21 protein-coding genes are annotated in these 21,686 nt (G+C 70.8%); 9 read left to right on the top strand and 12 right to left on the bottom strand.

The features are described from left to right. The first annotated feature begins 323 nt into the window (after nt 1-323). Both ACZ7GJ_RS08095 and ACZ7GJ_RS08090 read left to right on the top strand, forming a co-directional pair. On the top strand, nt 324-4,370 hold the full coding sequence (locus ACZ7GJ_RS08095) for a ricin-type beta-trefoil lectin domain protein (protein ID WP_470750311.1): 4,047 nt from the start codon (nt 324-326) through the stop codon (nt 4,368-4,370). A gap of 91 nt (nt 4,371-4,461) precedes the next feature. Then, on the top strand, nt 4,462-4,860 hold the full coding sequence (locus ACZ7GJ_RS08090; RefSeq protein WP_470750310.1) for a VOC family protein: 399 nt from the start codon (nt 4,462-4,464) through the stop codon (nt 4,858-4,860). Nucleotides 4,861-4,864: 4 nt separating this feature from the next. On the opposite strand, the gene ACZ7GJ_RS08085 is transcribed toward ACZ7GJ_RS08090, so the two are convergent. Together ACZ7GJ_RS08085 and ACZ7GJ_RS08080 are read right to left on the bottom strand one after the other, a co-directional pair. Next, the gene (locus ACZ7GJ_RS08085) at nt 4,865-5,662 is read right to left on the bottom strand and encodes a bestrophin-like domain (RefSeq protein WP_470750309.1); all 798 of its coding nucleotides are present in this window, start codon (nt 5,660-5,662) and stop codon (nt 4,865-4,867) included. Between the two features lie 7 nt (nt 5,663-5,669). Next, on the bottom strand, nt 5,670-6,050 hold the full coding sequence (locus ACZ7GJ_RS08080) for a winged helix-turn-helix transcriptional regulator (protein WP_470750308.1): 381 nt from the start codon (nt 6,048-6,050) through the stop codon (nt 5,670-5,672). A gap of 59 nt (nt 6,051-6,109) precedes the next feature. Between ACZ7GJ_RS08080 and ACZ7GJ_RS08075 the strand changes: the two genes are divergently transcribed. Together ACZ7GJ_RS08075 and ACZ7GJ_RS08070 are read left to right on the top strand one after the other, a co-directional pair. Beyond that, on the top strand, nt 6,110-6,781 hold the full coding sequence (locus ACZ7GJ_RS08075) for an NAD(P)-dependent oxidoreductase (RefSeq protein ID WP_470750307.1): 672 nt from the start codon (nt 6,110-6,112) through the stop codon (nt 6,779-6,781). Next, entirely contained in the window at nt 6,778-7,188 is a 411-nt protein-coding gene (locus tag ACZ7GJ_RS08070) for a nitroreductase/quinone reductase family protein (RefSeq protein WP_470750306.1), read from the top strand. The genes ACZ7GJ_RS08075 and ACZ7GJ_RS08070 overlap by 4 nt, the downstream gene beginning before the upstream one ends. Nucleotides 7,189-7,200: 12 nt before the next feature. Here ACZ7GJ_RS08070 and ACZ7GJ_RS08065 read toward each other — a convergent pair whose 3' ends face one another. Beyond that, entirely contained in the window at nt 7,201-7,503 is a 303-nt protein-coding gene (locus tag ACZ7GJ_RS08065) for a hypothetical protein (protein ID WP_470750305.1), read from the bottom strand. 171 nt (nt 7,504-7,674) lie between these two features. Between ACZ7GJ_RS08065 and ACZ7GJ_RS08060 the strand changes: the two genes are divergently transcribed. Further along, the gene (locus ACZ7GJ_RS08060; RefSeq protein WP_470750304.1) at nt 7,675-8,130 is read left to right on the top strand and encodes a hypothetical protein; all 456 of its coding nucleotides are present in this window, start codon (nt 7,675-7,677) and stop codon (nt 8,128-8,130) included. A 117-nt stretch (nt 8,131-8,247) separates the two neighbouring features. Here the strand turns inward: ACZ7GJ_RS08060 and ACZ7GJ_RS08055 are convergent, their stop codons facing one another. After that, nucleotides 8,248-9,828 carry an APC family permease gene (locus tag ACZ7GJ_RS08055; RefSeq protein WP_470750303.1) on the bottom strand — a complete coding sequence of 527 codons (1,581 nt, stop codon included), beginning with the start codon at nt 9,826-9,828 and terminating at the stop codon, nt 8,248-8,250. Nucleotides 9,829-10,129: 301 nt separating this feature from the next. Here ACZ7GJ_RS08055 and ACZ7GJ_RS08050 point away from each other — a divergent pair, with 301 nt between their 5' ends. Beyond that, nucleotides 10,130-10,804, top strand: a complete 675-nt coding sequence (locus tag ACZ7GJ_RS08050) for a hypothetical protein (RefSeq protein ID WP_470750302.1) — start codon at nt 10,130-10,132, stop codon at nt 10,802-10,804. An 84-nt stretch (nt 10,805-10,888) separates the two neighbouring features. Here the strand turns inward: ACZ7GJ_RS08050 and ACZ7GJ_RS08045 are convergent, their stop codons facing one another. From ACZ7GJ_RS08045 to ACZ7GJ_RS08025, 5 genes are all read right to left on the bottom strand, one after another. Beyond that, nucleotides 10,889-12,382 carry an aldehyde dehydrogenase family protein gene (locus tag ACZ7GJ_RS08045; RefSeq protein WP_470750301.1) on the bottom strand — a complete coding sequence of 498 codons (1,494 nt, stop codon included), beginning with the start codon at nt 12,380-12,382 and terminating at the stop codon, nt 10,889-10,891. After that, nucleotides 12,379-14,169 carry an N-acyl-D-amino-acid deacylase family protein gene (locus ACZ7GJ_RS08040; protein WP_470750347.1) on the bottom strand — a complete coding sequence of 597 codons (1,791 nt, stop codon included), beginning with the start codon at nt 14,167-14,169 and terminating at the stop codon, nt 12,379-12,381. Before ACZ7GJ_RS08040 ends, ACZ7GJ_RS08045 begins: the two co-directional genes overlap by 4 nt. A gap of 122 nt (nt 14,170-14,291) precedes the next feature. Beyond that, complete coding sequence (locus tag ACZ7GJ_RS08035) at nt 14,292-15,419, bottom strand: LLM class flavin-dependent oxidoreductase (protein ID WP_470750300.1); 1,128 nt, start codon at nt 15,417-15,419, stop codon at nt 14,292-14,294. 127 nt (nt 15,420-15,546) lie between these two features. Next, on the bottom strand, nt 15,547-16,332 hold the full coding sequence (locus ACZ7GJ_RS08030) for an SDR family NAD(P)-dependent oxidoreductase (RefSeq protein ID WP_470750299.1): 786 nt from the start codon (nt 16,330-16,332) through the stop codon (nt 15,547-15,549). A 46-nt stretch (nt 16,333-16,378) separates the two neighbouring features. Then, a complete protein-coding gene (locus ACZ7GJ_RS08025) occupies nt 16,379-17,329 on the bottom strand; it encodes an LLM class F420-dependent oxidoreductase (protein WP_470750298.1) in 951 nt (316 codons plus the stop codon). Nucleotides 17,330-17,490: 161 nt separating this feature from the next. Between ACZ7GJ_RS08025 and ACZ7GJ_RS08020 the strand changes: the two genes are divergently transcribed. The 3 genes from ACZ7GJ_RS08020 to ACZ7GJ_RS08010 are packed head-to-tail and all read left to right on the top strand — an operon-like array spanning nt 17,491 to nt 18,878. Beyond that, nucleotides 17,491-17,763: a hypothetical protein gene (locus tag ACZ7GJ_RS08020; protein WP_470750297.1), complete on the top strand. Its 273-nt coding sequence runs from the start codon at nt 17,491-17,493 to the stop codon at nt 17,761-17,763. Continuing rightward, a complete protein-coding gene (locus tag ACZ7GJ_RS08015) occupies nt 17,760-18,152 on the top strand; it encodes a type II toxin-antitoxin system VapC family toxin (protein ID WP_470750296.1) in 393 nt (130 codons plus the stop codon). The genes ACZ7GJ_RS08020 and ACZ7GJ_RS08015 overlap by 4 nt, the downstream gene beginning before the upstream one ends. 48 nt (nt 18,153-18,200) lie before the next feature. Then, nucleotides 18,201-18,878, top strand: a complete 678-nt coding sequence (locus ACZ7GJ_RS08010; RefSeq protein WP_470750295.1) for a transmembrane-type terpene cyclase — start codon at nt 18,201-18,203, stop codon at nt 18,876-18,878. On the opposite strand, the gene ACZ7GJ_RS08005 is transcribed toward ACZ7GJ_RS08010, so the two are convergent. The 3 genes from ACZ7GJ_RS08005 to ACZ7GJ_RS07995 are packed head-to-tail and all read right to left on the bottom strand — an operon-like array spanning nt 18,850 to nt 21,602. Then, a complete protein-coding gene (locus tag ACZ7GJ_RS08005; RefSeq protein ID WP_470750294.1) occupies nt 18,850-19,641 on the bottom strand; it encodes a L,D-transpeptidase family protein in 792 nt (263 codons plus the stop codon). The two genes, ACZ7GJ_RS08010 and ACZ7GJ_RS08005, sit on opposite strands and share 29 nt — an antisense overlap. A gap of 45 nt (nt 19,642-19,686) precedes the next feature. Next, nucleotides 19,687-20,940 carry a sensor histidine kinase gene (locus ACZ7GJ_RS08000; protein WP_470750293.1) on the bottom strand — a complete coding sequence of 418 codons (1,254 nt, stop codon included), beginning with the start codon at nt 20,938-20,940 and terminating at the stop codon, nt 19,687-19,689. Continuing rightward, the gene (locus ACZ7GJ_RS07995; protein WP_470750292.1) at nt 20,937-21,602 is read right to left on the bottom strand and encodes a response regulator transcription factor; all 666 of its coding nucleotides are present in this window, start codon (nt 21,600-21,602) and stop codon (nt 20,937-20,939) included. The genes ACZ7GJ_RS08000 and ACZ7GJ_RS07995 overlap by 4 nt, the downstream gene beginning before the upstream one ends. Nucleotides 21,603-21,686 lie beyond the last annotated feature (84 nt).

The raw sequence follows: 21,686 nt of genomic DNA, 5'->3' as shown, positions 1-21,686 counted from the left end.
ATGCCTCATTTCGGAACAATCTGCCGAAACTTTTAACTCCGCTCACAAAGGCCTTGGAGGGGCCTGTCGGGGAGAGCTGTTAGCGTTCGCGCCGAGTTGCAATCACAACCGCATTGGGGAGTTTTGCCGTGGGGGGCACACAAGGTAGGAAGCGACCGGCTGGCCGGCCGGCAGCGTTGGCGGGACTGGTCGCGTTGGCGCTGTCCGTGACAGCCGTTGGCACCGCGCCCGGCGCTCTTGCGGTGGACAAGCCGGGAGCGCCGAGCGTTCAGCCGCCGCCTGCGCGGGCGGTCAGTGATCGGGAGCGTGCTGAGGATTCCGCTTTGGCGGAGGCGAAGCGGACCGGGAAGCCGGTTCCGGTCTCGGTCTCGACCACGGAGACCGACACGGTGGTCGCCAATCCGAACGGCACGCTGGGCCTGACCCGTAGCGTCGCGCCGCTGCGCACCAAGCGTGACGGCGCCTGGGTGGATCTGGATGCCACCCTCGTGAATGCCGGGGACGGCACGCTGCGGCCGAAGGCCACGTCCAGCGGTCTGGTGCTGTCCGGTGGTGGCACTGCCCCGCTCGCGACGCTGGAGCAGGACGGCAAGCAGCTCACGCTGACCTGGCCCGAACCGCTGCCCGCACCCGCTCTGGAAGGCGACAGTGCCCTCTACCGCGAAGTGGCCCCTGGCACCGACCTGAAGGTCACTGCCAACGAGGGCGGAGGCATCTCGCAGGTCCTGGTCGTCAAGTCCGCCGAGGCTGCCCGCGATCCGAAACTCGCGAAGCTGACGATGGGGCTGAAGGGCCAGGGCGTCACCGTCTCGGCCGACCCGAAGGGCAACCTGAAGGCCGCCGACGCCTCGGGCCGTACGGTCTTCCAGGCACCCACCCCCACGATGTGGGACTCGACCACCGAGGTCCAGGCGCCCCTGGCCAAGGCCTCCGCCATCGTCATGTTCTCGCAGGCGGCCATGACCTCAGAGGACGCGCCGCCCACCACAGCCGGGGAGGCGGAAAGGCCCGTCTCCGACGCCGAGGGTCCGGGTGACTTCGCGAAGACGGCCCCCGTACAGGCCGACCTCGGCAAGGACAGCATCGCTCTGACTCCCGACCAGGCCCTGCTCACGGACCCGGCCACGGCCTATCCGGTGTTCATCGACCCGGCCTGGCAGCCCATGAGCAAGGGCACGCAGCACTGGGCCTGGGTCCAGGAGGCCCCGGCCTTCCGGGACACGAGCCACTACGACGACTACAGCAGCACCTACGATCCGGGCGTCGGCTACCAGCGCTGGAGTTCCCCCACGGGTCTGGAGCGCTATTACGTCCAGCTCGAAACCGGCGACCTGGGTGACAAGAGCATCAAGAAGGCCTCGCTCTTCGCGACCCAGTCCTATGCCGCCGACTTCGGCTGTGCCAACACCCACGGCGTGACCCTGCACGCCGCCGACAACCTCGGCTCCGGGACCACCTGGAACAGCCAGCCCTCGGACTGGGGAACGATCGGCACCGCCCAGATCAACAGCGCCGGCAATTCCAACTGCACCGGCACCACCCGCGGCGAGTGGGACGTACGGGGCCACCTGGCCGCCAACCACGGGCGCGGCAGCCTCACCTTCGGACTGTTCGCCGCCGATGAGTCGAAGAGCAGCGGCAACAACTCCTTCAAGCGGTTCACCCGTGACCGCGGTAACCTGCCGTTCCTGTACATCGAGTACAACCGGGCCCCCAAGGAGCCCTGGTCGCTGTCGATGACTCCCGCGCCGAAGAATCCGAACGGCAACGGCTGCGGCTGGGTCGGCGCCACGACCTACGCCGGCCTGAGCCTCAACGCCGCGATCGGCGACCCCGACAACCAGCCCGTATCCGCGCTGTTCTACGTCGCCGACACCGCCAACGGCGCCGTCGTCTACGACAGCGGCCGCGTCGCCGAGGCCACCGGGGACCACTGGGCGTCCGCGCGCCCGAGCAACCTCCTCGACGGACACAGCTACGCGTGGCGAGTCGCCTCCAATGACGGCGACATGGACTCCACCTGGGCCACCGGCTGCACCTTCACCATGGACACCCAGCCGCCGTCCGTCCCCGTCGTCACCTCCGCCGAATACCCGCCCTCCGGCACTCTGCCCGGCTCCACCCAGCACATCGGCCAGGCCGGCACCTTCCAGATGAAGGCCACCGACACCATCAGCGGGGTCCTGTACTACGAGTGGGCGTTCAACTCGGCCATCCCTGTCGGCGGCGCGAACCGTATCGATGCCGCGGCCGATGGCACGGCCTCCATCCCGCTGACCCCCACCACCTGGGGCACCAACGTCCTACGCGTCCAGTCCGTAGACCGTGCCGGCAACCGCTCCCAGCCCCAGACGTACACCTTCTACGTCCCCGACAACCCCAACGCCAAGACCACCCTCGGTGACATCACCGGGGACGAGCGCGTCGACTTCATCGCGCCCGCCGAGAACGGCGATCTCATCGTCTACCCCACCGCCACCGACCCCGCCGCCGGCGGCGTCCTCGCCTCTAACGCTGCCAACAGCCCCGGCGGCAAGGGCTGGGGGAACGGAACCCTGACCACCCACCGCGGCGGCAACGGCATCCGCATCGACGACCTGTGGACCTACCGCGACGGACAGCTCCGGCTGTACCGTAACTCCCTCACCCAGGGCGGCCTCGAAGCCAACGGCGGTCTCTACTACCACGCCAGCAAGGCCCTGGCAGTCAAACGACCGTCCGCAGCCACCTGTACCGTCGCAACGACCGGCCAGCCCTGCGGCACCGAATACGTCTCGAACTGGACCCTGGTCAAGCAGATCCTCGCCGTCGGTGACGCACTGCCGGAGCCGGACATCGCACCCCGCAACGATCTGCTCACCGTCGAGAGCAACGGCACGGGCCTCTCACAGCTGGTGCTCTTCCAGGGTGCGGGCTCTGTCGGATCCCTGCGTGATCCAGTCGCCCTCGTCCTCAGCTCCTCCGGCTGGGACAACCTCACCCTCATCGCCCCCGGCGACGCCACCGGTGACGGCCTGCCCGACCTGTGGGCCCGTGACAACACCACCGGCGACCTCTACCAGTACGCCAACGAGGCCGGGAACCCCGCGGCCCTCGGCGACCACGCCAAGCGCATTAAGATCAGCAGCGGCCTGAGCGCCGCCACGCAGCCCGTCGTCGGGTCCTCCGGGGACACCAACGCCGACAACGTCCCCGACCTGTGGACCCTCGACAGCCGCCACCGCCTGACGACCCGCAACGGCACCGCCACCGCCGGCAAGGTCACCGGCTTCGCCGCCCCCAACACCATGGGCGACGCCCGGATCTCCACCTCCCACTGGAAGCTCAACGAAGGCACCGGCACCACCGCCGCCGACCTGCGCGGCCGTACCAACGCCACCCTCAGCACCACCGGCACCACCTGGGCCGACGACACCGTCGCCGGCACCGCCACCAAGGTCATCGACCTCAACGGCAGCCTCAATGCGGATGGCACCGGCAGTGCCGTCACCACCGCCGGGCCCGCCCTGGACACCAGCAAGAGCTTCACCGTCTCCGCCTGGGCCAAGGCCGACAAGAACGACGGCGTCGTCCTGAGCCAGAACGCCCAGCGCGGCAGCGGCTTCATGCTCTGGAACGACGGAAACGGCACCTGGCGCTTCGCCCTCGCACGGCAGGACACCGACGGCTGGGACTACGACCAGACCGGCACCCTCAACGAGGCCGCCAAGGCCCAGCTCGGTGTGTGGAGTCAGCTCACCGCCAGCTACGACGAGGCCACCGGCCTGATCGCCCTCTACGTCAACGGCACCCTCGCCGGCACCGGCCACCACGCCAAGACCACCTGGAAGGCCACCGGGCCGCTGGTCCTGGGCCGCTACCAGTACCAGGGCAAGCCCTCGATCCCGCTGGACGGCCGCATCAGCAACGTCACCGTCTACGACCACTCCACCGTGCCCTCCGCCACCGGCACCAAGCTGGTGACGGCGCTGAGTGAGACCAAGTGCGCGGACGACAACACCGGCAGCACCGCGGACGGCAACCGCATCCAGATCTGGGACTGCAACGACAACAACGGCGGCGCCGCCCAGCAGTTCGAGATCCGCGAGAACGGCGAACTCCGCGTCGTAGGCAAGTGCCTGGACACCGGCAACGCCGGCACGGCCAACGGCACCCCCGTCCAGCTCTGGACCTGCAACAACACCCCGGCCCAGCAGTGGCTGCCCACCGCCACCAACGGCTTCTACAATCCGCAATCCGGCCGCTGCCTCGACGTTCCCAGCGGCCGCACCGACAACGGCACCCAACTCCAGATCTGGGACTGCAACAACACCAACCCCCAGCGCTGGATAGCTGCCGGCCTCGGCTCGCCCCTGGGAGTAGCCAGCTGACGCCTGGAGGGTTCGGGACGGCCGTCATCGTGATCACGGTGGCGGCCGTCGCCACGCCCGGGTGTCAGTGGTCGTACGTAGGCTTTCTTTCGTGATCAATGCGCAGACGCACATACGTGTCGCCCGGCCGTCTCGGGATCTTGATGCCGTCGAGCGGTTCTACGTCGACGGGCTCGGGCTCGACGTGTTGTGGCGGACCACCGAGCGGGTGTCCGGCAAGCACGACCTCGTCATGGTCGGGCCCGCCGGGGGCGGTTGGCACTTCGAGCTGACCCGGGACCCCGAGAAGCCCGTCGTGCCCGCGCCCACCGTCGAGGACCTGTTCGTGGTGTACCTCGGCGAGGCGCCGGACGAGGCGCTCGTGCAGCGGCTCGTCGAGCACGGCGGTACCCGGGTGGCCGCGCACAACCCGTACTGGGACGAGTACGGGGTCACCGTCGAGGACCCGGACGGCTATCAGCTCGTGCTCTGCTCCCGTACCTGGGGCTGAGCCTTCAAGCGCCAGCGGGCCAGAACTGCGACAGGGCCGCCTCCTTGTACGGTGCCGGGCTCACGCTCAGGTCCCCGGCGAAGGGGCGGTCCAGCGCGACCACCAGCAGCAGGCTGAAGCCGATCAGCCCGGCCACCGCCGACACGAACAGCAGTTGCATCCTCAGGCTGCGCAGCCCGAACAGGAAGGTGAGGGGCAGGATTACGAACGCCCCGCCATAGACGAGGACTTGCAGGAGTAGGGGCAGTGAGGTCTCCGCCATCGAGATGCGGGCCCGGCGTTGCGCGGCGACGTCGTTGAGGCGGCTGACGGCCTCGGCGTAGAAGGTCTCGGCGCGGGTGCCGACCGGCTCGTACGCCTGGAGGGCCGCGTACAGGGCCTGGGTCTGGGGCGCGGTGGCCTCGTAGCTCGGCCTGCCCTCGCGCATCAGCGGCCACTGCACCTCGACGACGGCGTGCGCGTACGCGCCGACCGCCTGGTCCACCCGTGCGCGGTCGGCCGGAGGGAAGGTTTCCGCGCTCCGCACGACGAGCGCCAGGTCGGTGGCCTCGGTGGCGACGATGGTCTGGGTGTTCTCCAGTTGCGTCCACAGCGTGACGACGACGAAGGCCAGGATGATGCCGTAGATCGCGCCGAACATGCCGAGCGCGACTCCGACCATCTCGTTGTGCTCGCCCCGGGCGAGGTGCGGGTAGCGGCGGCGGGCGGCGATGCTGCCGGCTACCGCCAGGAAGGTGAGACCGCCGACGAGGAGCACGGCGATGGCGAAGGTGCTGAGGTGGTTGAGCAGCCATAGGATCATGGGCTGTTCAACGAGCACCCCCGTCGGACGCAGCCGCCTCCTGGGCGTCGAGGAGTTCGTCCCAGTGTTCGCGCGTCCACTCGCAGGCCGCGTCCAGCGGGCCGAGCAGGCCGCGGCCGAGCGGGGTGAGGGCGTACTCGACCCGACGTACGGGGCCCTCGTGCTCGGTACGGCTGACGAAGCCGCCCTGTTCCAGCCCGCGCAGGGACTGCGTGAGGGACTTGGAGGTGATCTCGCGCAGCGGGACCTTCAGTTCGGAGAAGCGGCGCGGGCCGTCCTGGAGGCAGCGCAGGATCAGGGTCGCCCACTTGTCGCCGATCCGGAACGGGACCAGGGGCGAGGGGCAGACGGGGTCGAACATCTCCGGGTCCAGGGGCTGTTGCGTCATGATCACCACGGTACGGCGGTATCCGATCGGTAACCAGGCCCCCTCCTACGCTCGCCCCCATGACGACGAACGAGCAGCAAGCAAGGGCCCGCATCATCGTGTTCGGCGGGCGCGGCCGGGTGGGGCGGGCCGTGGTCGCGGAGGCGCGGGCGCGGGGGTACGAGGTGACCGTGGCGGGCCGGGCCGAGGGCGAGGTGACCTCGGCGGCGGACGTGGCGCGGCTGGCGGCGGGGCACGACCTGGCCGTCGCGGCGGTGTACGACCCGCAGGCGGCCCCCGGGGAGTTCTTCCCGGCGGCGGCGCGGGCCCTCGCGGCGGGGCTGTCGGAGGCGGGGGTCCGGCGGCTCGTGTCCGTCGGGCTGGCTTCCGTACTGCCCACCGGGTCGGGGGCGTTGCTGATGGACACCCCGGGGTATCCGCAGGAGTGGCGGGAGTTCTACGTCGGCCACGCGGCCGGCACCGAGGCCCTGCGGGCGGCTTCGGCGACGGCGGCTTCGGCGGCTTCGGCTCCGGCCGGGCTGGACTGGGCGGTACTGAGCCCGGCCGGGGACTTCGCCGCCGGGGAGCCGGCCGGGGAGCCGGCCGGGGGCTACGACTTCACCCCCGCCCACGCCGCCGGGCGGATCTCGCACGCGGACTTCGCCCGGGCGGTGCTGGACGAGGCCGTCGCCCCGACGGTGCACGCCGCGCACGCCGGGGTGACGGGGGCAGCGGCGGTGGCGGCGGCGTGAGCGACAGCCCGAACCCCTGGGTCGCCGAGCACATCCGCCGCTTCGAGGAGACCGGCGGGGTGCCGCGCCCCGGCATCCGCGACCTGCTGCTGACGACCCGGGGGCGGAGGTCCGGCCTGCCCCGCCGGACGGCGCTGGCCTACGTACGCGACGGGGATGCGTACGTCCTGACGGCGTCGAACGCGGGGGCCGACCGGCACCCGGCCTGGTACCTGAACCTGGCGGCCGACCCGGCGGTGACCCTCCAGGTCGGCCGGGAGGCCTTCCCGGCGGCCGCGCGCCGCGCGAGCCCAGCGGAGGCGGAGCGGCTGTGGCCGGTGGTGGTGGCCGCGATGCCCTCATACGCGGCGTACCGGGAGGCCACGGAGCGGGAGATCCCGCTGGTACTGGTGACCCGTACGGGCTGACCAGAAGCCGAGTCAGCCGATGCTCGGGGTCTTCGGCGTACCCGCGGCGAGGGCGCTACCGGCGCCGGCGAGGGAGGAGTCGGTCGCCTTCGAGGCGGATCCGACGGCGGACGTGGTGACGGCGACGGCCGTCTTCGCGTCCTGGACGGTCTGCGCGGGGTGGTCGACGATGTCGGCGGCGCGCTCGACGATCGGCTGCCCCTTGGCGGGCTGCTCGTCCGAGGCGTGCGCGGCGTGCGCGACGGCGGGAGTCAGTGCGAGTGCGGCGCCCCCGGAAAGCACCAGGGCGGCGAGGCTGCGCTTCATGGCGTTCATGCCCCACCCAACGACCCGCCCACCCCGGGGTCACCCCCCGGGCCCGGAGTGACGGTCGTGCGGGCCTTGGAAAGCGCGATGGACACGGCTCAGGGCCCCAACGGTTCTGACGAAGTTCGGGGCGGGATGATGTCTGTGCCCCAAGTCCCCGTATGAATCTGGAGAGAAGACGTGCGCGGTCGTCGGCTGTTCGCCCTGGCGGTCGTCCTGCTGCTGTCGGCATGCGGCGGTGCGGGAGGGCGAGGCACTGCCGAGACGGAGGGCATCGTCGGCGAGTGGACCACGGGAGGCGGGGCTCGGCTGGGCTTCGAGGCGGACCACACGTTCAGTTCCCAGGGGCTGCACCTTGATCCCTCACTCGCTCGGGGCTGTCCGGGCGGCGCAGCTCGTGGGCACTGGGGCTTCTACGTCGACAAGGGGAAACCTGGAGGTCTGGTGGTCGTGTCTCCGGACGCGCAGTCGGGCGAGACCATCGGAGTCACCTTTGACGATGTCCCCCAGGGTGATTGCAGCATCATGCTGAACGTGTTGAAGGGTGGTTCCTCCCTCTGCATCTCGATCGACTTCGACGAGGTGTGCACGTTCGATGACAGGTTCACCCGGGTCAGGGCGACGGACGGCCCCTGACCCGGAGCCCCCGTGTGCCCGGTCACCCCTGCAGCCGGAAACGCGCCGAGGCCCCGGATCGGGGGGATCGATCCGGGGCCTCGGGATGACACAACAGCGGCATGGCGCGGGTTCGGGTCAGTCCTCGACCACCAGGGACGGGGTGGACTTCGTCAGGACCTCGCCGCGGAAGAAGGCCGGGCTGCGGCGTTCCGTGACGAACATGATGGCCAGGCCGAGGGCCAGGAGGCCGACGCCGATGACGAAGACGTTGCCGACGTCGAGGCCGGGGATGTGCGAGCCGGAGCCGTAGGAGGGGTCCCAGGCGTCGTACAGGGTCTTGAAGAAGACCGAGGCGAGGAGGAGGCCGCCCAGGACGGGGAAGACGCCCTTGAAGAACAGGTCGCGGGCGGAGCGGCCGAGCTCGCGGCGGAAGTACCAGGCGCAGGCGAAGGCCGTCAGCGAGTAGTAGAAGCAGATCATCAGGCCGAGCGCGAAGATCGTGTCCGTGAGGACGTTCTCGCTGACCAGGGTCATCACCGTGTAGAACGCGCCGGTGGCGGCTCCCGCGACGATCGTGGCGCGGCCCGGGGTCTTGAACCGCGGGTGGACCTTGGCGTAGGAGGGCGGCAGGGCCTCGTACGTCGACATGGCCAGGACCGTGCGGGCCACCGGGATGAAGGTGGTCTGCAGGGAGGCGGCGGCGGAGGCCAGGACGGCGACGAAGAGCAGGATGCCGAGCATCGGGCCCATGACCGGGCCGGCGAGGGCGGCGAAGACGTTGCCGGAGGTCTCCTCGTTGGCGAGGCCGAGGCCTTCGCCGCCGGAGCCGACGGCCATCTGGGCTGCGACGCCGGTGGCCAGGTACGAGCCGACCAGGACGACCATCGCGATGAGCGAGGCGCGGCCGGGGGTCTTGGCGGAGCCGGTGGTCTCCTCGTTGGTGGCCAGGCAGGCGTCCCAGCCCCAGTACATGAAGATCGAGAGCGAGAGTCCGGCGGTGAAGGCCGCCATGGACTCGACCGCGAAGGGGTTCATCCAGGACCAGGAGAAGTCCAGGCCGGTGTCGAAGGTGCCGGCGGAGGCCTTCTGGAAGGCCATGGCGATGAAGATCGCGAGCACGACGAGCTGCAGGCCGACCAGGGCGTACTGGATGCCCTTGGTGGCCGTCATGCCGCGGTAGCTGATGGCGGTCGCGATGGCGATGAGGGTGAGGCAGGTGGCGATGTGGACGAGCTTGTTGTCGTCCAGGGCCGCGATCGAGGGGTTGTTCGTGATCTCCCCGGCCAGCAGCCAGAAGTAGGAGGTCGCGACGCCCGCGAGGTTGGAGAGCACGATGATCGTGGCGATCACCAGACCCCAGCCGCACATCCAGCCGATCCGCGGGCCGAAGGCCTTGACGGTCCAGGTGAAGGAGGTGCCGCAGTCCGGCATGGCCTTGTTGAGCTCGCGGTAGGCGAAGGCCACCAGGAGCATCGGGAGGAAGCCGGCCAGGAAGATCGCCGGCATCTGCATGCCGACCTCGCCGGCGGTGGAGCCGAGGGTGGAGGTCAGGCAGTAGACGGGCGCGACGGTGGAGATGCCGATGACGGCGCTTCCCATCAGGCCGACGGAGCCCTTGCCCAGACCCTTGCCGCGTACGTCGCGGTCGCTGCCGCTGCCCTCCGCGACGCCGCTTACCGTGTCTCCGGCCTGGGGCCGAACGTCCAGCTGTGTCATGGGTCAGGACGTTAGATGCTGCGGTTTCCACATCTGGAGGACTTAAGTCCGGAAGTCCACAGGCTCAAATCCCTTGGAATCTCACGATCGAGACAGTTCACGAGCGCGCAATACAAGGTTCACTCGGGCATCCGTCCACGGTTAAACAGGCCCTGGATACGAGGTTCCGTCATGCGGAAACCGCAGGCTTGCCCGTTATGCGCCTTCTGGAATTTCCCGAGTGATCGCCGTCACACCCCTGCGCCGGGCCGCCCCTCCACCGGTTTGCCGTGGACATGATCATCGCCCTAGAGTCCCGGCCGTGCGTATCAAGTCACTGCTCACCACAGTCATCGCCGTCACGGCCCTCCTCCCCCTGACCGCTTGCGGAAGCGGCGGTGAACAGGCGATCGGCGGCCTCGGCGGCGATCCCGTCGCCGCCGGTGCCGGCGGGGGCGACGGCGGCCCCGACGAGGGCACCCTGGAGAACCCCACCAAGAACGGCGGGGTCAACGGGAACGCCCCCAAGAACGGGACCGCCTTCCAGCAGCTGCCCAAGGCGGCGACCATGGCCGCGGCCGCCCGCTACGTCAACGGGTACACGAAGTGCACCTCGGTCTCCACGGACAAGACCGACTACGAGTACTGGGACGGGGACGCCAAGTACGACGCCAAGTGGTCCGTGACCGAACGCGGGGACTGCGGCAAGGGCACCCGGATCTTCATGATCAAGGATGCGAAGGCCTTCCAGGCCGCCTACAAGGCGTCGATCGATGCCGCACTCAAGGAGAACCCGAAGAAGGGCATCAACGGCGGGTTCGCCGTCGGCCAGGACTTCGCGGTCATCGCCACCAGCGGCAACGCCATCGCGGCCATGACCAAGCCGGGTGGGCTCCTCATCCTGAACTGCAACCCGAACTTCGCCCCGCCCAGCGGATACGTGAAGGAGAAGGCGCTGGTCAGCGGCTGCGTGCTGACCGACTACTTCAAGGACTGATCCGGAAATGAGGAGGGGGGTGGAGCCGCGGCCCCACCCCCTCCTCGCCTTCCGCCTCAGCCCGTCCGGATCAGCCCGTCCGGATCAGCCCGTCCAGACGATCGACTGCGTCTCGCTGTACGCGTGCAGGGCGTACGAGCCCACGTCCCGGCCCACGCCCGACCGCTTGAAGCCGCCGAACGGCGCCTCCATGTTCCGGCCGATCGTGTTGACGCCGACCCCGCCCGACCGCAGCCGCCGGGCCACCCGGAACGCGCGCGCCGAATTCCCGGACCACACGTAGCTGATCAGGCCGAAATCGCTGTCGTTGGCCAGCCGGACCGCCTCCTCCTCCGCCGCCTCCGCACCGCCGCCGCCGCCGTCCCCGCCGAAGGGGACCACCACGACGACCGGGCCGAAGATCTCCTCCCGGACCACCCGCATGTCGCTCGTGCAGTCGACCAGCAGGGTCGGCGCCACGTAGAAGCCCTTGCCGCCCGCGCCCACCACCGGGCGCTCGCCGCCGTACGCGATGCGCGCACCCTCCTTGCGGCCCAGCTCGACGTACGACTCCACCCGGTCGCGGTGCGCCGCCGAGATCACCGGGCCCACCACCGTGCCGCGCTCCGCCGGGTCGCCGACCTTCATGAAGGCCAGGTAGCCGGTCAGCTTCTCGATCAGCTGGTCATAGATCGCGCGGTGGGCGATCACCCGGGTCGGGGCCGTACAGATCTGCCCGGAGTAGAAGGAGAAGGTGGTGCCGATCCCCATGACCGCCGCGTCCAGGTCGGCGTCCTCGAAGACGACCGCCGCGCCCTTGCCGCCCAGCTCCATCAGCTGCCGCTTCATGGTCCGCCCGCAGACCTCGGCGATGCGCTGGCCGACGCCCGTGGAACCGGTGAAGGACACCATGTCCACGTACGGGGAATCGACCGCGGCCTCGCCGACCTCCACCGACTGCCCGTTCACCACGTTCACCACGCCCGCCGGGACGCCCGCCTCCGCGAGCGCCTCGGCCATCTTGAACACCGACAGCGGGTCCTGCGGGGCCGGCTTGACCACCACCGTGTTGCCCATCGCCAGGGCCGGGGCCACCTTGCCCGCCGGGTTCGCCCACGGGTTGTTGTACGAGGTGATGCAGGTGACGACCCCGACCGGCTGGCGCACCTCCAGCGCGCCCAGGACGCTCGCCGCGCCCATCGGCCCCGCCTCGGTGACCTGCGGGGGCAGGCCCCGCTCGACCGGTTCCAGGGCGCCCCTCGCGTACCGCCGGAAGCGGGTCACCCCGACGCCGACCTGCATGCCGCGGGCGATCCCGGTGGGCGCGCCCGTCTCCGCCTGGGCCAGGGCCGACCAGGGCTCGTACTCCCGCTGGATGATGTCGGCGGCCCGGTCCAGGATCGCCGCCCGCGCCTCGGGCGTCGTACGGGACCAGCTCTCGAAGGCCCCGGCCGCCGCGCGGGCCGCCTGCTCGACCTGGCCGCGCGAGGCCTCGGGTGCCAGGCCGACCACCGATTCGTCCGCCGGGTTGAGCACCTCGTAGTGGCCGCCCTCGGGCTCGACCCACTCGCCGCCGATGTAGAGCCGTTGTGCGGTCAACGCGTACTCACCGTCCTCGTGTCCCGGCCGGAGCGGAGCACGATCCCGGGGACCGCCCCCGTGATCTCGTCGTCGCGGATGGTCTCCACGCCGTTGACCCGCACCGACACGATGCCGATCGCCCGCGCGTCCAGCCGCGGGCTGTCGCCGGGCAGGTCGTGCACGAGCGTGGCGGGTCCCGCCTCGATCCGCTCGGGGTCGAAGAGGACCAGATCGGCGTGGTACCCCTCGGCGATCCGGCCGCGCTCGCGCAGGCCGAACAGCCGCGCCGGGTCGTCGGTGAGCATCCGTACCGCCTGCTCCAGCGGCACCAGCTTGCGGCCGCGCAGGCAGTCCCCGAGGAACCGGGTCGTGTACGGGGCCCCGCACATGCGGTCCAGGTGCGCGCCCGCGTCGGAGCCGCCGAGCATGACGTCCTCGTGCTGCCAGGTCTCCTGGCGCAGGGCCCAGCTCGCCGGGTCGTTGTCGGTCGGCATGGGCCACAGCACCGTGCGCAGCTCGTCGTTGGCGCAGATCTCGACCAGGCACTGGAAGGCGTCCTGGCCGCGCTCGGCCGCGATGTCGTTGACGACGCGGCCCGACAGGCCCTCGTTCTCCTTGCTGTACGTGTCACCGATGACGTAGCGCCCGAAGTTGGCCAGGCGCCGGAAGACCCCGGCCTCCTTGCTGTCGGCGCGGCGCAGCATCTCGGCCCGTACGTCCGGGTCGCGCAGCCTCTCGATCCGCTCCGCGACGGGCAGGCCGAGGATCTCGCCCCAGCCGGGGATGAGGTTGAGCGCGCAGAAGGTGCCGAGCGACATGTTCATCGGGGTCAGGATCGGCATCGTCAGCGCCACGATCCGGCCGCCGGCCTTGCGGGCGCGCTCGCTCGGGACGAGCTGGCGCGGGACGCGTTCGGGGACGGCGGCGTCGATGGTGAGGACGTTCCAGTTCAGCGGGCGGCCGGCGGCCGCGCTCATCTCGACGAAGAGGTCGATCTCCTCGTCGGAGAACTGGTCGAGGCAGCCCGCGACGATGGCTTCGAGCTGGGTGCCCTCGTGTTCGGCGACGGCTCTGGAGAGGGCGAGGAGCTCGTCGGGCTTGGCGTGGCGGGAGGCGACGGGGGCGCCGGCTCCGTCGGAGTGCGTGGAGGACTGGGTGGTGGACAGGCCCCAGGCCCCGGCGTTCATGGCGTCGTGGAAGAGGTCGAGCATCTGCTGGAGCTGCTCGGGGGTGGGCTGGCCGCCGACGGCGTCCTCGCCCATCACGTGCCGGCGCAGGGCGCAGTGGCCGACCATGAAGCCGGCGTTGACGGCGATGCGGCCGTCGAGTGCGTCGAGGTACTCGCCGAAGGTGGACCAGGTCCAGTCGACGCCCTCTTCGAGGGCCTTGAGGGCCATGCCCTCGACCTTGCTCATCATGCGTCGCGTGTAGTCGGCGTCCTCGGGGCGGGCCGGGTTGAGGGGGGCCAGGGTGAAGCCGCAGTTGCCGCCCGCGACGGTGGTCACGCCGTGGTTCATGGAGGGGGTCGCGTACGGGTCCCAGAACAGCTGGGCGTCGTAGTGCGTGTGCGGGTCCACGAAGCCGGGGGTGAGGACGAGGCCGGTGGCGTCCTCGCTGGTGGTGGCGGGTTCGGTGACCGATCCCGGTGCGGCGATGACGACGATCCGGCCGTCGCGTATGCCGACGTCCGCGACGCGGGCGGGGGCGCCGGTGCCGTCGACGACGGTCGCGCCCTTGATCAGGTGGTCGAGCATGACGTCCCTTCTGCCGGTGTTCGCCTTGCAGTCCGTGTCCCGGAGCTCGATACGGGGATGCACCCCGGGGGCCGCACCCGAGGGCCCCGGCCGGGGGTCGGGCCGGCCGCGGCCCTGACCTCCGGCCGGGGCCGGTTCGGGGCGGCGGTCCGGGAAGACGCCGCCCCCGTCCCTCAGGAGCCCGCGGCCTCGCGGAAGCGGGTGGTGCGGTGGACCGGGTCCGTGTCGATGTGCGGGATCACGTGCTCGCCGATGAGCTTGATCGTGGTCATGGTGTCCTCCGGGGACACCCCGGTCGGCAGGCCGAAGGAGAGCTGGTCGGCGCCCGCCTCCTCCCAGCGCTTGCACTGCGCGCGGACCTCGTCCGGGTCGCCGCAGATCAGCAGTTCCTCGGCGATCAGCAGCTCGATGATCTCCGCGTTGTACTCCGGCAGCGTCTCGGGCCACTGCGGGATCGCCTCGGGCCGCGGGAAGGTGTCGTGGTAGCGGAAGACCAGCGACTGGAAGCGGTTCATGTTCGCGTTGACCGCTATCTCGACGGCCTTGTCGTGGGTCTCGGCGCAGATCGCGGTCGAGGTGACCATGACGTTGTCGTTGACGAAGGCGCCGATGGCCTTCGCCTCCTGGACGGCCGTCTTGTACTGGTCCAGCACCCAGGCCATGTCGGAGACCTTCTGCACGCTGAAGCCCAGCACGCCGAGGCCCTTCTTCGCCGCCATCGCGTACGAGGCGGGCGAGCCCGCGGCGTACCACATGGCCGGGTGGGCCTTCCCGTACGGCTTGGGGAAGATCTTCCGCGGGGGCAGGGACCAGTGCTTGCCCTGGAACCCCTCGTACTCCTCCTGGAGGAACATCTTGGGGAACTCCGCGATGGTCTCCTCCCAGATCTCCTTCGTGCCGTTCATGTCCTCGATGCCGGGGAGGAAGCCGAGGATCTCGTGGCTGCCGGCGCCGCGGCCGGTGCCGAACTCGAAGCGGCCCTTGGAGAGGTGGTCGAGCATGGTGACCTTCTCTGCCACCTTGACCGGGTGGTTCACCGGGGCGAGCGGGTTGAAGATGCCGGAGCCAAGGTGGATGCGCTCGGTGGCGTGGGCGAGGTACCCGAGGAACACCTCGTTCGCCGACAGGTGCGAGTACTCCTCCAGGAAGTGGTGCTCGGAGGCCCAGGCGTACTTGAAGCCGGACTTGTCCGCCTGGATGACGTACTCGGTCTCCTCGATCAGCGCCTTGTGCTCTGCCTCGGGGTCGACCTTGGACCGCGCCTCAGGCACGTATCCCTGCACAAAGAGCCCGAATTCCAAGGGGGTTCACCGTCCTTTGGTTTCTGACGTTGCGTCAGATTCGATGCCACGACTGTTCCATCGCGAGGGCGCGAGCGTCAATACCTGACACTCCATCAGATACGGCTGCCGGCTGCCCGCCGACTGCCTACATGACGCTGACGCCCGCCATCCAGCCGCCGTCGATGACGAACGGCTGGCCGGTGATGTAAGAGGAGTCCTCGCCGGTCAGGAACAGCGCGAGCCTCGCGATCTCCTCCGGCTCCCCGACCCGCCCCATCGGCACGACCCGCCGGTAGAGCTCGGCCATCGCGTCCCTGGCCTCGTCGGTCATGTTCGCCGGGTCCAGCAGCCCCGGGTTGGCCATCGGCGTGTCCACGGCGCCCGGGCACATCGCGTTGACCCGGATGCCCTTGGCCGCCAGCTCCAGCGCCGCCACCCGGGTCAGCCCGAGGATGGCCGCCTTGGTCGCGGCGTACGCGCCGACATACGCCATCCCCGTCAGGCCCGTGTACGAGGAGGTGTTCACGATCGTGCCGCCGCCGGCCGCCTCGATCTCGGGGGCCACGGCCTTGATGCCGAGGAAGGCCCCGACCTGGTTGACCTCGACCACCTGGCGGAACTCCTCCAGCGGGGTCGAGGTGAGCTCGTTGAAGCGCAGGATGCCCGCGTTGTTGACCAGGCCGTCGACCCGGCCGAAGGCCTCCTTCGCCGCCGCGACGGCGGCCGCCCAGTCCTCCTCCCGGCTCACGTCCATCCGTACGTACCGGGCGCGGTCCTCGCCTATCTCCTTGGCGACCGCCGCGCCCTGCTCGTCCAGTACGTCGCCGAGGAGCACCTTGGCGCCCTCGGCGGCGAAGAGGCGGGCCTCCTGCTCGCCCTGGCCGCGCGCCGCGCCGGTGATGATGACGACGCGGCCGTCCAGCTTGCCCATGACGATGCTCCTAATCGTGTGGCTCTCGTGTCGCTCTCGGGTGTCGCTACTGGTCGTTGAGGAGCGGGGCCACCTCGGCCCCGAACGCGGTGATCTGGTCCACGAGTTCGGCGCGGTCGCGGCTGCGGAAGCGCACCTGGATCTGGTCCACGCCGAGGGCCGCGTACTCGCGCAGGGACTCGGCGAGCGCCTCCGCCTTGCCGGTGAGGGTGCGCCGTCCGGTGTCCCAGCCGGGCTCGCCGACGTAGAGCGCCTCGGTGATCGCGCCGAACTCGATGGGGCCCTCGACCCCGGCGGCCGCGCGGAGCTCCTTGATACGGGCGATCTGGCCCGGGAGCTTGTCGCGCGGGTCGCCCTGCGGGAGCCAGCCGTCGCCGCGCACCGCGGCGCGGCGCACGGCCGCGGGCGAGGAGCCGCCGACCCAGACGGGGATCCGCTCCTGGGACGGCCGGGGCAGCTGGCCGAGGTCCTTGAAGGAGAACCGCTCGCCCTCGAACTCCGGGTACTCCTCCGGCCCGAGGGCCGCGCGCAAGGCGTCGAGGGTCTCGTCGAGAACGGCCCCGCGGCGCTCGAAGTCCGCGCCGAGGGCCTCGAACTCCTCCTGGACGTGCCCGGCGCCGACGCCGAGGATCAGCCGGCCGCCGGAGAGGTGGTCGACGGTGGCGTACTGCTTGGCGCTGAGCAGCGGGTGGCGCAGGCCGAGGATCGCGACGTGGCTCAGCAGCCGTACGCGCTCGGTGACCCCGGCCAGGAAGGCCAGGGTGGCGACCGGGTCGTACCAGACGGTGCTCATGGGGCCGGCGAGCCGGCGCGGGATGGCCACGTGGTCGCAGGTGGCGACGTACCCGAAGCCCGCCCGGTCGGCGGCCCGCGCGATCTCGGCGAGATCGGCCGCGCCGGCCGATGCCTCCCAGGGCTCGGCGTAGATGGTGCTCTGCGACTGGATCGGGAGCTGCATCCCGTAGACCAGCCGACCTTCCGGAAACACGCGAGCCATGCCGTCCCCGCCTCGTCCTCGTCTGCCGATTCGTCATATCGACGCCGGGGGCCATCGTCGTAGCTGACGGTCCGTCAGGCAATAGGTGCGGGGTGAAGTCGCCGGTCGAACCCGGCGGGGAAGGTCGAGCCGAATAACATTACTTTTGTTACGATGGGTCCATGACCGACCAGCCCACACCCGGCGAGGGCCCGACCCGGCCCGTGTCCGTCTCCCTCCACGAGGGGACGATCGCCGCGCTCAAGGCGCGCACCGGAAAGCGCGGTATGTCCGCATACATCGAAACGCTCATTCAGCGGCAGCTGGAGCGTGACCGGCTCCGCGAGCTGATCGAGGACTCCGAAGCAGTGAACGGGCCCGCCGACCCGGCAGCCGTCGAGGCCAAGCGGACGATCCTGCGCGGCGAAGCGGCAGCTTCGTCGGACGCCGCGTGAGCGGGACGCTGGTCCTCGACTGCGAGGGGCTCTCCCGGCTCGTCCTCCAGGACTCCGGCCTGCTGGAGTGGCTGGCGGCCGCGGAGGCCGAAGACGTCCGGGTGGTGATCAGCTCGGTCACCCTCGTCGAGGCGCGCGACCCCCGGGTGAAGCAGGCCCGGTTCGACTACGCGGTCTCCCGGGTCAACGTGATCCCGCCGGGCGAGGCCATCGCACGGCACGCGAGCAGACTGCTCGCCGCCGCCGGGCAGCACGGCCACAAGTACGCGCTGGACGCCATCGTGGCGGCGACCGCCCTCGCCCAGCCCGGTCCCGCCACCCTGCTGACCTCGGATCCCGAGGACCTGTCCGCACTGTGCGGGAACCGGGTCCGGGTCGTCAGGATCTGACGGCCGGAGGCTGGCGGGAGCACGCCGCAAGGGCCTAGGGTGCCGCGCGTGGATCTGATACTGACCCTGGTCAGCGGGATCGCGTGGACCGTCGTGTACGTCGAGGCCATCCGCGTCGGGCTGCGCGAGCGGACCTACGCGATGCCCGTCGCGGCGCTCGCGCTGAACTTCGCGTGGGAGTCGACCTACGCCGTGAACGAGTTCCTCGGCGGGGTGTCCGCGCAGGGCGTCGTCAACCTGGTGTGGGCACTCGCCGACGTCGTCATCGTGTACACCTATCTGCGGTTCGGGCGCGCGGAGCTCCCGGACACCGTGACCCGGCCGCTGTTCGCCGCCTGGAGCGTCCTCGTCTTCGCCACCGCCTTCGCCGTGCAGTGGCTCTTCCTCGCCCACTTCGGCACCCACGACGCGACCCGGTACTCCGCCTTCCTGCAGAACCTGCTGATGTCGGGGCTGTTCATCTCCCTCTACGCCGCCCGGCGCGGCCCCCGCGGCCAGTCGCTGGTCATCGCCGTCGCCAAATGGCTGGGAACGCTCGCCCCGACGATCCTCTTCGGGGTGATCGAGGACGCGCCGTTCATCCTCGGACTGGGCATCCTGTGCAGCGTCTTCGACCTCGCCTACATCGCCCTGCTGCTGCGGGACCGGGGCGGGGACCAGGGCCGGGACCGGTCGGCCGACGGGCCGCAGTCGTCCCTCAGAATCCCGCCGGCCCCATCGCGATGACCGGCTTCGCGGCCGGGTCGAGGGTCTCCAGCACCTTCTTCATGGCCTCCTTCGGGATGCCCACGCAGCCCTGCGAAGGCCCGTCGTGGTCCACGTGGAGCCAGATGTTGCCGCCCTTGCGCTCGCCGTCCGGCTTGGTCGGATCCAGCGGCGAGGTCCCGGGCTTGCGGTTGAAGTCGATCGCGACGACGTAGTCGAAGGAACCCGCCAGCGACTCCCCCTCCACACCGCGGCCCGACGCGACGAAGGAGCTGCTGCGGTCGTACGGCAGCTTGGTGCCCGACGGCTTCGCCAGGCGCCCGCCCGCGTCCGTCAGCGCGAACACGCCCTGCGGGGAGGTCAGATCCCCGTACGTGCGCTCCGTGGACCAGCCCTTCGCACCGTTGCGCGCCGGCCAGCTCTCCGCCTTGGCCCAGTCCGCGCCGGCCGCCGGGCGCGTGTACAGGGTGACGGTGGAGTGCGAGGAGTCCTTCGCCGCGCCCGTCACGAGGACGAGCTGGCGGGAGTTCGCGGGGATCTGCGCCCGGGTCCGCTCGCTGAGGTCGGGCAGCCCCTGGAGCGCCTCCCGGTGCTCCCCGCGCGCGGCGCGGTCCTGGGCGGGCGGGCGGTCGTCGGCGGCCAGTGCCTGCCGGGGGTCCGCGCCGGGCTTCTCGTACACGGCGTACGCCCAGCTCGCACCGAAGGTCAGCAGGCCGAGGGTGGCGCCGATGGCCAGCGAACGCGGGCGCCTGGAACGGGAACGGGCTCGGGCGTGCTTGCTCATTGACCCGACCGTACTACACCGTCGATCTTCCGCTCCGGCACTGCGTCAGGCCCCGGAGGCGCCCGGCGTGGGGAACCGGACCCGAACCGTGAGCCCGCCCTCCGGTTCCGCATTGGCCTCGGCGAAGAGCTCGGCGCCGTGCGCGCGGGCGATCGAGGCGACGATGGAGAGCCCCAACCCGGCGCCCTCACCTGCGGTGTGCTGCCGCTCGGCGCGGCGGCGGAAGGGCTCCAGGAGGCCGGGAACGTCCTGCGGCGCTATCACCGGGCCGGTGTTGGACACCGCCAGTTGCCCGTGCCGTTGCCCGTCGGCGGAGGCTTCCAGGGTGATCCGGCCGCCCGCGCGGTTGTGACGTACGGCATTGGCGAGCAGATTGCGCACCAGGTGGCCGAGCAGGGTCGCGTCGCCCGTCACGGTCAGGGGCGAGAGGTCGCGTACGACGGTGAGGCCCGCTCCGTCGGCCTCCTCCCCGACCGCGGCCAGTTCCGCCTCCGCGACGGCCGCGAGGTCCACCGGTCCGGCGCTCTCCAGGCCCTCCTCGGACACGGCGAGCAGCAGCAGGGACTCGATGAGGTGCTGGCTGGAGTCGGCGACGCCGATCAGCTTGGAGCGGATACGGGCCACCTTCTCCGGCGGCGGATCCCCGGCGAGGCCGATCTCGGCGGCCGCGCGCTGGACGGCGAGCGGGGTGCGCAGCTCGTGGGCGGCGTTGGCGGCGAACCGGCGCTGCGCGCCGACCAGGTCCTCCATCCGGCCGAGCATCCCGTCGAAGGTGTCGGCCAGCCGCTTCAGTTCGCCGGGCGGGGCCTTGAGGTCGATGCGTTCGTGGAGGTTCGCGGCGGAGAGGCGGCGGGCGGTCTCGGTGATCACGCCGACGGGGCGCAGCACGCGGCCGGCCATCCACCAGGCGAGCCAGATGGACAGCAGCGCGAAGGCGGCGAGGGCGAGGAGGGAGACGACGAGCAGCTCGTGGAGGGTGGCCTGCTCGACGGCGGAGCTGAGATTGCGGGTGGCCTTCCACTGCGCCATCTGCTCGGGGGTCGGGGTCGGCGACCCCGCCTCGACCCCGGGGAGCTTCTGGGCGGGGACGGGTGTGCGGCCGCCCTCGATGTAGGGAGGGTATTTCCCGTCGGCGTCGGGGATGATGCGGGTGGTCATGACGGCGCCGCTGATGCGGGTGTAGAGGCCGTTGCGGAGCAGGACGTTGATCAGTGCGATCAGGCCGCCGCCGGCGAGGAGGAGCAGGGAGCCGTAGAGGGCGGTGAGACGGGCGCGCTCGGATCGGAGCACCGCTCTCATTGCGGAGCACCGATCCGGTAGCCGGCGCCGGACACCGTCTCGATCAGCGGCGGCTCGCCCAGCTTGGCACGCAGCTTGCTCAGGGTGACCCGTACCGCATTGGTGCTGTACGAGGTGTCCTCCTCCCACACCTGCTCGATCAGGTCGTCGCTGCTGAGCACCGCCCCCTCGGCGCGCAGCAGCGCCTCCAGCACCGCGAACTCCTTGCGGGACAGCGCGAGCCGGCGCCCCTCCCGGGTCGCGGTCCGGCGCGCGGTGTCGACGGCGACGCCCGCGCCCTCCAGGACGGGGGGCAGGGCCGGCTGGGCGCGCCGCCCGAGCGCCAGGACGCGGGCGAGGAGCTCGTCGTAGGCGAAGGGCTTGGTGAGGTAGTCGTCCGCGCCCAGGCCCAGGCCCTCCACGCGGTCCCGTACGGTCCCGGACGCGGTCAGCATCAGCACCCGCGTCAGCAGCCGCTCGCGCACCACCTGCCGGCAGACTTCGTCGCCGTGCAGGCCGGGCAGGTCGCGGTCCAGGACGAGGACGTCGTACGCGCCCAGGCGCAGGCGCCGCAAGGCCTCCAGGCCGTCGCTCGCCTCGTCGACGGCGAGCGCGTCGCGGCGCAGACCCTCGGCGATCATCTCCCGGAGGAACTCCTCGTCCTCCACCACCAGAACTCGCATGCCGTCCTCTTTACCCGAGAAGGGCATTTCGCCGTTGTAAGCGTGAGCCGTTAGGGAAGCGAAACCCGCACTTCGCGCAGGCTC

It is taken from the genome of Streptomyces sp. NPDC037242 (genome assembly GCF_055604165.1).
The sequence above is the reverse complement of the archived record's forward strand: the minus strand, read 5'-3'. Positions and strand labels throughout refer to the sequence as shown.

What these genes read in the sequence shown, in the direction of transcription:
- ACZ7GJ_RS08085 (WP_470750309.1), bottom strand. Translation starts at nt 5,662, where the DNA reads ATGATCCTATGGCTGCTCAACCACCTCAGCACCTTCGCCATCGCCGTG.
- ACZ7GJ_RS08080 (WP_470750308.1), bottom strand. Translation starts at nt 6,050, where the DNA reads ATGACGCAACAGCCCCTGGACCCGGAGATGTTCGACCCCGTCTGCCCC.
- ACZ7GJ_RS08075 (WP_470750307.1), top strand. Translation starts at nt 6,110, where the DNA reads ATGACGACGAACGAGCAGCAAGCAAGGGCCCGCATCATCGTGTTCGGC.
- ACZ7GJ_RS08065 (WP_470750305.1), bottom strand. Translation starts at nt 7,503, where the DNA reads ATGAACGCCATGAAGCGCAGCCTCGCCGCCCTGGTGCTTTCCGGGGGC.
- ACZ7GJ_RS08055 (WP_470750303.1), bottom strand. Translation starts at nt 9,828, where the DNA reads ATGACACAGCTGGACGTTCGGCCCCAGGCCGGAGACACGGTAAGCGGC.
- ACZ7GJ_RS08030 (WP_470750299.1), bottom strand. Translation starts at nt 16,332, where the DNA reads ATGGGCAAGCTGGACGGCCGCGTCGTCATCATCACCGGCGCGGCGCGC.
- ACZ7GJ_RS08025 (WP_470750298.1), bottom strand. Translation starts at nt 17,329, where the DNA reads ATGGCTCGCGTGTTTCCGGAAGGTCGGCTGGTCTACGGGATGCAGCTC.
- ACZ7GJ_RS08020 (WP_470750297.1), top strand. Translation starts at nt 17,491, where the DNA reads ATGACCGACCAGCCCACACCCGGCGAGGGCCCGACCCGGCCCGTGTCC.
- ACZ7GJ_RS08005 (WP_470750294.1), bottom strand. Translation starts at nt 19,641, where the DNA reads ATGAGCAAGCACGCCCGAGCCCGTTCCCGTTCCAGGCGCCCGCGTTCG.
- ACZ7GJ_RS08000 (WP_470750293.1), bottom strand. Translation starts at nt 20,940, where the DNA reads ATGAGAGCGGTGCTCCGATCCGAGCGCGCCCGTCTCACCGCCCTCTAC.
- ACZ7GJ_RS07995 (WP_470750292.1), bottom strand. Translation starts at nt 21,602, where the DNA reads ATGCGAGTTCTGGTGGTGGAGGACGAGGAGTTCCTCCGGGAGATGATC.